We start from the raw sequence: 8,148 nt of genomic DNA on the forward strand, positions 1-8,148 counted from the left end.
GGCCGATCAGCGACCGGAGACCGAAATCGAGAACGCCCCCAGGAATCCGACGAGGAGGATGAGGCCGGTCGCCAGATGCGCCTCGTCGAACGCCTCCGGGACCATCGTGTCCGCGATCATCGTCAGGATGGCGCCGCCAGCCACCGCGGTCACCGCGGCCAGGACCAGCGGCGAGACACCACCCAGCAGCGTGTATCCGACGACGGCGGCAAGACCACTGATCAGCGCGATGACAGTCCACAGCCCGAAGACGTAGGTCGGGGAGCGGCCGGCTCGCCGCATCCCCGCCGCGCTGGACAGCCCTTCGGGCACGTTGCTGACGAACACCGCGACGACGGTGGCCGCGCTGACCGCCCCGCCGCCCAGCAGACTCGCACCGATCACCACCGATTCGGGGATGCCGTCCAGAAGCGCCCCGAGAGCGAGTGCCGTGCCCGAGCCCGCCTGCTCGTCCTCCGAGGGCTGCTGCCCCCCGGAACGTTTACGGTGCCGCGCCCCCCGCCATGCCAAAACCACGTTGCAGCCCGTATAGGCGACGGCGCCGGCAACCGCTCCGAGCACGGTGGGGGTCAACCCACCCTGCTCGTACGCATCCGAGATCAGGTCGAAGGCCACCGCGGACAGCAGCACACCAGCGCCGAACGCCATCACCGAGGCGACCACGCGCCGCGGCAGTCGCACCAGATAGCCCACTGCGGAACCAACCAACAGCGCGGACCCGGCCAGCAGGCCCCAGCCACCGGCTTCCATCCACCCCGGCGTAATCCACCCACTCTCACGCACCGCCGCCCACGCGCCGCCGGGCCGGCGACGTACGCGTGGATGTCGGAAGGGCACGGCTACTTTATGACGGCGTCTTCTTGAGGGCGCTTGGCTGGGTCGGCCGCGCCGCCGTTCTCATCCAGCCCGGCCGGGCCGGCGGGTTCGAGCGGTTCTGGAACGAGAACTTCGACCGCCTGGACGAGTACGTGCAGGACCTCGGCAGGCGAGGCAGAAGGAGTAGCTCATGACCACGACGGGACGAGGAGCGCCGGCGCAGTCCGCGACGGCCGACCGCGAGATCGTGATCTCCCGGGGCATCAGTGCTCGACGGGAGCTGATGTTCGAGGCGTTCACCGAGGTGCGGCACCTGTCGCGGTGGTGGGGGCCGGCGGTGTTCACCACCACCACGCGGGCGTTCGTGTTCCCGTAGCGGTTCTTGATGACGACACGCCGCGCTTCCGACGTCCGCAGGCACATGAGCGGCGGGCCGCAGTGCCGGCAGGTCACGGTCGCCGGCCCGCCAGCTAGTCGCCGAGCAACGCGGCGACGCCGTCGGCCATCCTGTAGGGCCTCGCCGCCGATGACATGTCGATCTTCTGTGACCTGCTGGTTCTCTGTTGTCTCACCGCGCTGTCACCCAAGATCAGTCTCAGATCGATGCCATTTCCTCGGCGGAACGATGAGTCTGCGGCTGAGCCACCGAGCACGAGGACTACATGCGAGCTCAGATCGCGCACCGATGAGTTTCCCGCGCCGCGCCGGTCTGTGCGCGTGAGACCGACTCACGGAAGGCTGGCGCCATGCGGAAACTGATCTACGGCATGAACCTGACCCTGGACGGCTACATCGCCGCGCCCGGCGACGACATCGGCTGGAGCGTGCCGAGCGACGAGCTGTTCCAGTTTTGGTCCGACCAGTTGCAGGCGACCGACCTGTCGCTGTACGGGCGCAAGCTGTGGCAGACGATGAGCTCCTACTGGCCGACCGGCGACCAGCAGCCCAACGCCACCTCGGCGGAGATCGAGTTCGCGCGCCGCTGGCGGGACATGTCGAAGGTGGTGTTCTCCTCGACGATCGACAAGGTCGACTGGAACACCCGTCTGGTCACCGGCGACGCGGTCGCCGAGATCACCCGGCTCAAGGCCGAGGACGGCGGCCCGATGGACATCGGCGGCGCGACGCTCGCCGGGGCGGCCATGCGGGCCGGGCTGATTGACGAGTACGTGCTGGCCACCGCGCCGGTCCTGGTGGGCGGCGGCACGCCATTCTTCACCGCGCTGGACAGCTGGGTGAACCTGAACCTGGTGGAGAAGCGGACGTTTCCCCGCGGCGTGATCCTGACCAGGTACGAGACGAGGCGCTGAGCGCCCGCGCCGCAGGGGCACTGTTGCATAGGCGAAGTCGGCCATCGCGGGGCGTCCGATCGGCCATGATCGGGTGATGTGTCGACGCCGTGTCCGTCCCCCGGCTCCGACGTCGGAGTTCGCCGGGTTCCGGTTCCCACCCGAGGTGATCGTCCTTGCGGTGCGGTGGTACCTGCGGTACACGCTGTCCTACCCGGGACGTCGAAGAGCTCCTCGCTGAACGCGGCATCGAGGTCGACCACGTCACGAACTACCGGTGGGTCCAGCGATTCACGCCACTGCTCGTTGACGCCGCCCGGCCGTGTCGACACCGTCCTGGTGACCGGTGGTTCGTCGACGAGACCTATGCCAAGGTCGCCAGGCGGTGGACGTACCTGTACAGGGCGGTTGACCAGCACGGGCAGGTCATCGACGTCCTCGCCAGCCTCCGACGCGACCAGGCCGCCGCCCGCCGGTTCTTCGCCCAGGCGCTGTCCCACGGGCGCCGGCCGGTCGAGGTCAGCACCGACAAGGCCCCCGTCTATCCAAGGCTCCTCGACGAACTGCTCCCCGAGGCACGCCACATCGACGCCGCACGGGAGAACAACCGGATCGAATCCGACCACAGTAGACTCAAAGCCCGGCTCCGCCGGATGCACGGACTGAAACGGCTGCGCTCCGCCCAGACGATCAGCGCAGGTCATGCGTTCGTCCAGAACATCCGCCGCGGCCACTACGAACTCGCCACCGACAGCGACCCGAAGCTGCGGCTCGCAGCCGCGTTCGCTGAGCTCCTCGCCGCCATCTGACCATGAGCAACCAGGCCATTGGCGTGCGTCGGATCTTCCGAATGCAATAGCGCCCCTGTGAGAAGTGGCCACGTCCGACGAGAAGCTAAAATGTGTAGGTTCGCATCTTTGGTGTCCCCTTGGGGTGATGTGACCGGGGATCTGCGGTCTTCTCTCCGGACCTATCCCCGGCGGCTTTCTGGCCGATCTGTCACTTCCCTCGGGCCCGTTTTGATCACAAGATAGAGCGCGTGGGAGGTGGGCTCGTGGGCGGGTGCGGGTTCGGTCAGGCGGGCATGGTGCTCAGCGCACCGCCGTCGACAACGAAGACCGACCCGTTGACATAGGAGCTGGCCGGTGTCGCCAGGAAAGCGACGACGGCGGCGATCTCATCGGGCTCGCCCACGGTGCCGCGCAGGTTGCCGCGTCCGAGCATCTCGACGTGCTCGCCGAGCATCTGCTGCGTGCCGGCGGTGCGGGTGGGTCCGGGTGACACCGCGTTCACGCGCACCCCACGGGCAGCGAACTCGGTGGCCCAGGACCGGGTGAGCAGCTCCAGCGCCGCTTTGGAAGCGCCGTAGGCACCGCCGATCGGGGCCGGCGACGTTGCCGCGGTCGAACTGATGTTGATGATCGTCCCGGACCCGCGCTCGGCCATCATCGGCGCGATCGCGGCGACGAGCAGGAACGGCGCGCGAGTATTGATCGCGAAGTGGCGGTCGAAACTGGCGGCGTCGGTGTCGCGTGTGCTGGTGAAGGAGTAGACCCCGGCGCTGTTGACCAGGATGTCGAGCGGGCCGGCGGCGGCGGCCAGCCCCACGGTGTCCTCGGCGTCGCCGAGGTCGGCGGCGAGGAACCGCGCCTTGCCCCCTTGCGCGGTGATCTCGTTGACTACCTGGCCGCCGCGCTGCTCGTCGCGGCCGTGCACGATCACCTCGGCGCCCAGGTCGGCCAGCCGCAGTGCGATGGCCCGGCCGATGCCAGCGCTCGCGCCGGTCACCAGGGCGGTCTGTCCGTCGAGCGTGCTGGGTGTCGTCATCGCGTGACCCTCTCGCTGCAAATTGGGTGGGCTCGCCCATTCCTATCACACATTCTGGGTGGTGCCGCCCAATCTGAGCTATGATCGGGTCATGGCGGACGTGTACGGGCAGCGGCGTCTGACCGCCAAGGGCCAGGCCACGCGGGACCGGATCGTGGCGGTCGCGACTGACCTGATCGCGCGGCAGGGAGTGGCCGGGACCAACACCGACCAGGTGCGGCGGGTCGCCGGGGTCAGCGGGTCACAGCTACACCACTACTTCGGCACCAAACAGGCCCTCATCCGCGCTGTGATCACCCGGCAGGCCGACGCGGTCGGCGAGCACGGTGGCCTACCCCAGATCGGCGCCCTGGACAGCTTCGACGCCCTCCAGGCCTGGGCCGACGCCGCGATCGCCCGGCAGAGCGAAAACGACGGACGCGGTGACTGCACCCTCGGCACCCTCGCCGCAGAGCTCAGCATCAGCGACGAACAGTCCCGCGCCACCCTCTGCGACGGATTCCTCCGATGGAAAGACCTGCTCCACAACGGCCTCCAGCGCATGCAGACACGCGGCGAACTACGCCCCGACGCCGACATCGAGCAACTCGCCTACGCCCTGCTCGCCGCCCTACAAGGCGGAACACTGCTCGCCCAAACACTGCGTGACACCATCCCTCTGCAATCCGCGATGAACGCCGCCCTCGCCTACATCCGCTCCCACGCGAATACCTGAGCCTGGATGCACCGTCCGATATGTCAGGCATAGTGACGCTCGCAGGGCAGACCGGCTGAGAATCGGCCAGGTCCGGCGCGGTTGATGCGGATCTCGTGGCGTCGGGCGCCCTCCGCTACCGTGCTGGAGTCCGATGGGCGCTGGTTGACTCTTGGCGATGACAGCGTCGAGCTACTTGACCGGTTGAGCCGACTGCGCCGAGCTCAGGTCGGCGCGGTCCGGGCCCCCCCAAGCCGCTGCTGCTGCTGTGGCTGTTCGGTCGGTTCGGGTGTCGAGAACGTGGCGCCGGCTCCGTCCCAGGGACATGAGCGGCCACGAGGGTCGCGCGACACGGGAGGAAGTCATGACGATCCACCGGATGGATCACGCCGGCGTTGTGGTCGAGGATCTCCCGGCTGCCATCGCGTTCTTCGTCGAACTGGGCCTGGAACTGGAGGGCGAGACAGCAGTCGAGGGTGAATGGGTGGACCAGCTCGTCGGGCTGGAAGGCGTCCGAGCGGACATGGCCGTCGTGCGGACCCCGGACGGCCACGGCCGGGTCGAGCTGTCGACGTTCCATTCGCCGGTGGCCACCAGCACCGCGCCGAGGGCGCCGCTGAACACCCCGGGCATCCCTCGCCTGACGTTCGTCGTCGACGCCGTTGACGACGTCCTCGCCCGCCTGCGCGCCCACGGCGCCGAACTCGTGGGTGAGGTGGCGCAGTACGAGGATTACTGCCGGTACTGCTACGTCCGCGGCCCCGAGGGCATCATCATCGGGCTGGTCGAGGAGCTCGACTGAAGCGACACGATTCTCCTACGTCGCGGAGGAGATCACCAACCAGTACCAGCCATACGGGAAAGGACCGCTGCCATGGCCGTCGCTGATGACCTCGACCGCGCGACCGACTCGCCGAGCCACTTCTCATCGATCTTTCCGGTCCGCGACAGATCAGCGACATTCCTTTTGAAGAACTGTCATCTCTTTTGAGAACCTACAAAAAGCTCAGTTGACTGGCAGGGTGCCGATATCCGAACCCTGCGATATTCGACGATCTTGGTGTTGCGTGACGCCGGCATCGGGTCTCGTCTCCTGGAGCCCGCCGGTCCGGAGCGAGCTGTCGCGGGCGCGGCGTGACCATCTTCCTGACTGCACACCAGCTGGCCAGGGCGGAGCGGCTGTGCGACCGGGTCTCCATCCTGACACCATGCTGCGCCTGATCGGCCCGCCGGCGGAGTTGCGCACCCAGCCGTTCGCCCGCACGCTAGAGCATCCGCACCGCGCCGCCTGACCCGGACTTCATCGGTGTCGGCGGATGGCACCGCGATCTGTCCGGCGCCTCCTGCTGACCCGGCGGGTGGGCGGGTTGGCGCTCGACTTTGTTGTCATGTCCGGTCGTGCCCAACTGGGTGAGATCGTCCGGCGGGTGCGGAATGGACGGCTGTGGACGAGCATCGGCAGCATCGCAACTCTCGACGATGCCGTCGCGGCCTTCGGTCCGACCGAGCGGATCGGCGGGCAGACGATCATCCGCGTTCGTCCGTGAGCGATACGCGTTCACCACTGCGCCCAAGACAAATGACCGAGGAGTCAGTTACCCATGAAGGCGATCGTCGTGACGGACCAGGCTGCGGGAACGGCCGGGATGAGGCTGGTGGAGCGGCCCGAGCCGTCGGCAGCGATAAACGACGTCGTCGTTGAGGTTCATGCGTCGGGATTCGTCCCGACTGAGATGGCGTGGCCCTCGACCTGGACCGATCGCGTCGACCGTGACCGAACACCGTCGATCCCCGGGCATGAGCTGGCCGGAGTGGTCACCGCCCTCGGCTATGGCACGACGGGGCTGTCGGTGGGACAGCGGGTGTTCGGCCTCTCGGACTGGCACCGCGACGGCACCCTGGCGCAGTATGTGGCCGTCGAGGCACGCAACCTCGCACCGCTCCCGGGCGACATCGACTTCACGGTGGGCGCGAGCTTGCCGATTTCGGGGCTGACCGCGTGGCAGGGGCTGTTCGAGCACGGCCGCCTTCAGGCGGGGCAGAGCGTGCTCGTGCATGGCGCGGCCGGCGCAGTCGGGACGATGGTGACGCAGCTCGCGCGCGAGTTCGGTGCGTACGTCATCGGCACCGGACGCGCCGCCGACCGGCAGAAGGCGCTCGACTTCGGCGCGCAGGAATTCGTCGACCTTGAGAACGACGCGCTGGAAGACGTAGGCGGAGTCGATCTGGTCTTCGATGTCATCGGCGGCGACATCCAGAAGTGGTCCGCGGGTCTGGTTCGAGCCGGGGGAACGCTGGTGTCCGTCGTCGGACCGCCCGAGGCGCGGCCCGCCGACGGCCTGGCGGTCGACTTCGTTGTCGAGTCCGATCGCGCTCAACTGGGTGAGGTCGTGCAGCGGGTGCGCGACGGACGGCTGCGAACGAACATCGGCAACGTCGCGACCATCGATAATGCCGTAGCCGCCCTCAGTCCGACCGAGCGACGCAAGGGAAAGACGATCATCAACCTTCGTCCGTGAGGACTTCGGGGACAGCGACCGGTCCTGCCCTCCTCATGGATCAGCGTCAGCCGCGTGGCCAGGCGGCAAGGGGCCGATTGGTCCGCCACTCGAAGGGCAGATGGGCAATCTATCGCAACGGGTGACCGCGGCGATACTTACGTTGTCTACGGTCACCACCTCGTCCGGAACTGAGGTGCTGCCCGTTTCCCGGACACGGACGTAGACGGACTATAGCAGCTTTATGCTGCTTTCTTCACTGCGTTCTGGGTTGAGTGGTATGCGCGTTCGATGTGTTCTGGGGTGCGGTAGCCGAGAGTTGAGTGGAGTCGCTGCCGGTTGTAGAAGACCTCGATGTACTCGGCGATCGCGGTACGCGCGGCGCGGCGGGTTGGATAGGTATCCCGGTGGACGAGTTCGTTCTTGAGTGTGCCGAAGAACGATTCTGCGGCGGAGTTGTCCCAGTACACTCCGGTGGCTCCGACCGACGGGCGTGCACCATGGCATTTCAGGAGGCGATGGTAGGCATCTGACGTATATTGCGCTCCGCGATCGGAGTGGAAAGTCGCGTTCTTGGTCAGGGTGGTGCGGGAGGCGGCCATGGTGAACGCGTCGATGATGAGCTCGGTTCGCGTGTGGTTGGCCATTGACCAGCCGACGACTTTACGGGAGTAGCAGTCGATGACGGTGGCGAGGTAGAGCCCAATGCCGCTTAGTTAGCACGTCGACCGTCTCTGGGTGCGGTGATGGATAAGTTTTTCGGGATGCCTCCTCCACGCTTTGCTGATGCGTTGTTCCTGCTCTATTAGAATGCGTCTGTGGCTGGTGATTTTGAGATGGTCCCGTCGGTGGGTGAGCGGCTGACGGACCGCATTGGCGTCGGTGTGTTGACTCGGCTTCTGCGTCGAGACTTGATCGATGAGGTCGTGGCCGAGTGCGGGAAACGAGNGAAACGTTCCCGGTTGTTACCGGCTCACGTTGTGGTGTACTACGTGCTCGCGCTAAATCTGTTCTTTGGTGATGG

The 8,148-nt window shown here is 66.9% G+C and carries 9 protein-coding genes and 3 pseudogenes; 9 read left to right on the plus strand and 3 right to left on the minus strand.

Annotated features, from left to right (window positions below):
- Nucleotides 1–6: 6 nt before the first annotated feature.
- Nucleotides 7–750 (minus strand): ZIP family metal transporter, encoded by a 744-nt coding sequence (locus B056_RS0105710; RefSeq protein ID WP_018505817.1) that lies wholly within the window; start codon nucleotides 748–750, stop codon nucleotides 7–9.
- A 110-nt stretch (nucleotides 751–860) separates the two neighbouring features.
- Here B056_RS0105710 and B056_RS44060 point away from each other — a divergent pair, with 110 nt between their 5' ends.
- From B056_RS44060 to B056_RS35295, 4 genes and pseudogenes are all read left to right on the plus strand, one after another.
- Complete coding sequence (locus tag B056_RS44060) at nucleotides 861–1,010, plus strand: hypothetical protein (RefSeq protein WP_230202840.1); 150 nt, start codon at nucleotides 861–863, stop codon at nucleotides 1,008–1,010.
- A pseudogene (locus tag B056_RS0105720) lies at nucleotides 1,007–1,186 on the plus strand (ATPase); the annotation flags it as partial. The gene B056_RS44060 and the pseudogene B056_RS0105720, both read left to right, overlap by 4 nt.
- A gap of 376 nt (nucleotides 1,187–1,562) precedes the next feature.
- Entirely contained in the window at nucleotides 1,563–2,126 is a 564-nt protein-coding gene (locus B056_RS0105730) for a dihydrofolate reductase family protein (RefSeq protein ID WP_018500941.1), read from the plus strand.
- 76 nt (nucleotides 2,127–2,202) lie between these two features.
- Nucleotides 2,203–2,914, plus strand: a pseudogene (locus B056_RS35295) (IS6 family transposase).
- A gap of 265 nt (nucleotides 2,915–3,179) precedes the next feature.
- Here the strand turns inward: B056_RS35295 and B056_RS0105740 are convergent.
- Entirely contained in the window at nucleotides 3,180–3,932 is a 753-nt protein-coding gene (locus tag B056_RS0105740; protein WP_018500942.1) for an SDR family NAD(P)-dependent oxidoreductase, read from the minus strand.
- A 91-nt stretch (nucleotides 3,933–4,023) separates the two neighbouring features.
- Between B056_RS0105740 and B056_RS0105745 the strand changes: the two genes are divergently transcribed.
- The 4 genes from B056_RS0105745 to B056_RS0105760 all read left to right on the plus strand — a co-directional run bounded on the left by B056_RS0105745 (nucleotide 4,024) and on the right by B056_RS0105760 (nucleotide 7,145).
- Nucleotides 4,024–4,647, plus strand: a complete 624-nt coding sequence (locus tag B056_RS0105745; RefSeq protein ID WP_018500943.1) for a TetR/AcrR family transcriptional regulator — start codon at nucleotides 4,024–4,026, stop codon at nucleotides 4,645–4,647.
- A 343-nt stretch (nucleotides 4,648–4,990) separates the two neighbouring features.
- Complete coding sequence (locus tag B056_RS0105750; protein ID WP_026239376.1) at nucleotides 4,991–5,428, plus strand: VOC family protein; 438 nt, start codon at nucleotides 4,991–4,993, stop codon at nucleotides 5,426–5,428.
- Between the two features lie 565 nt (nucleotides 5,429–5,993).
- Nucleotides 5,994–6,173 (plus strand): hypothetical protein, encoded by a 180-nt coding sequence (locus B056_RS40260; RefSeq protein WP_230202841.1) that lies wholly within the window; start codon nucleotides 5,994–5,996, stop codon nucleotides 6,171–6,173.
- Nucleotides 6,174–6,227: 54 nt separating this feature from the next.
- Nucleotides 6,228–7,145, plus strand: coding sequence for an NADP-dependent oxidoreductase (locus tag B056_RS0105760; RefSeq protein WP_018500946.1), 918 nt, complete (start codon nucleotides 6,228–6,230; stop codon nucleotides 7,143–7,145).
- 221 nt (nucleotides 7,146–7,366) lie between these two features.
- On the opposite strand, the pseudogene B056_RS35300 reads toward B056_RS0105760, so the two are convergent.
- A pseudogene (locus B056_RS35300) lies at nucleotides 7,367–7,835 on the minus strand (IS3 family transposase); the annotation flags it as partial.
- A 125-nt stretch (nucleotides 7,836–7,960) separates the two neighbouring features.
- On the opposite strand from B056_RS35300, the gene B056_RS40265 reads away from it, so the two are divergent.
- Nucleotides 7,961–8,148, plus strand: a 188-nt coding sequence (locus tag B056_RS40265; protein WP_456095361.1) for a transposase domain-containing protein, incomplete at its 3' end; no start/stop codon positions are given.

This window comes from Parafrankia discariae, from assembly GCF_000373365.1.
GTDB lineage: Bacteria > Actinomycetota > Actinomycetes > Frankiales > Frankiaceae > Parafrankia > Parafrankia discariae.

Bases quoted from the DNA above. Each gene is read 5' to 3' on its own strand.
- B056_RS0105740 (WP_018500942.1), bottom strand. From the start codon at position 3,932: ATGACGACACCCAGCACGCTCGACGGACAGACCGCCCTGGTGACCGGC.
- B056_RS0105750 (WP_026239376.1), top strand. From the start codon at position 4,991: ATGACGATCCACCGGATGGATCACGCCGGCGTTGTGGTCGAGGATCTC.
- B056_RS0105730 (WP_018500941.1), top strand. From the start codon at position 1,563: ATGCGGAAACTGATCTACGGCATGAACCTGACCCTGGACGGCTACATC.
- B056_RS0105760 (WP_018500946.1), top strand. From the start codon at position 6,228: ATGAAGGCGATCGTCGTGACGGACCAGGCTGCGGGAACGGCCGGGATG.
- B056_RS0105745 (WP_018500943.1), top strand. From the start codon at position 4,024: ATGGCGGACGTGTACGGGCAGCGGCGTCTGACCGCCAAGGGCCAGGCC.
- B056_RS0105710 (WP_018505817.1), bottom strand. From the start codon at position 750: ATGGAAGCCGGTGGCTGGGGCCTGCTGGCCGGGTCCGCGCTGTTGGTT.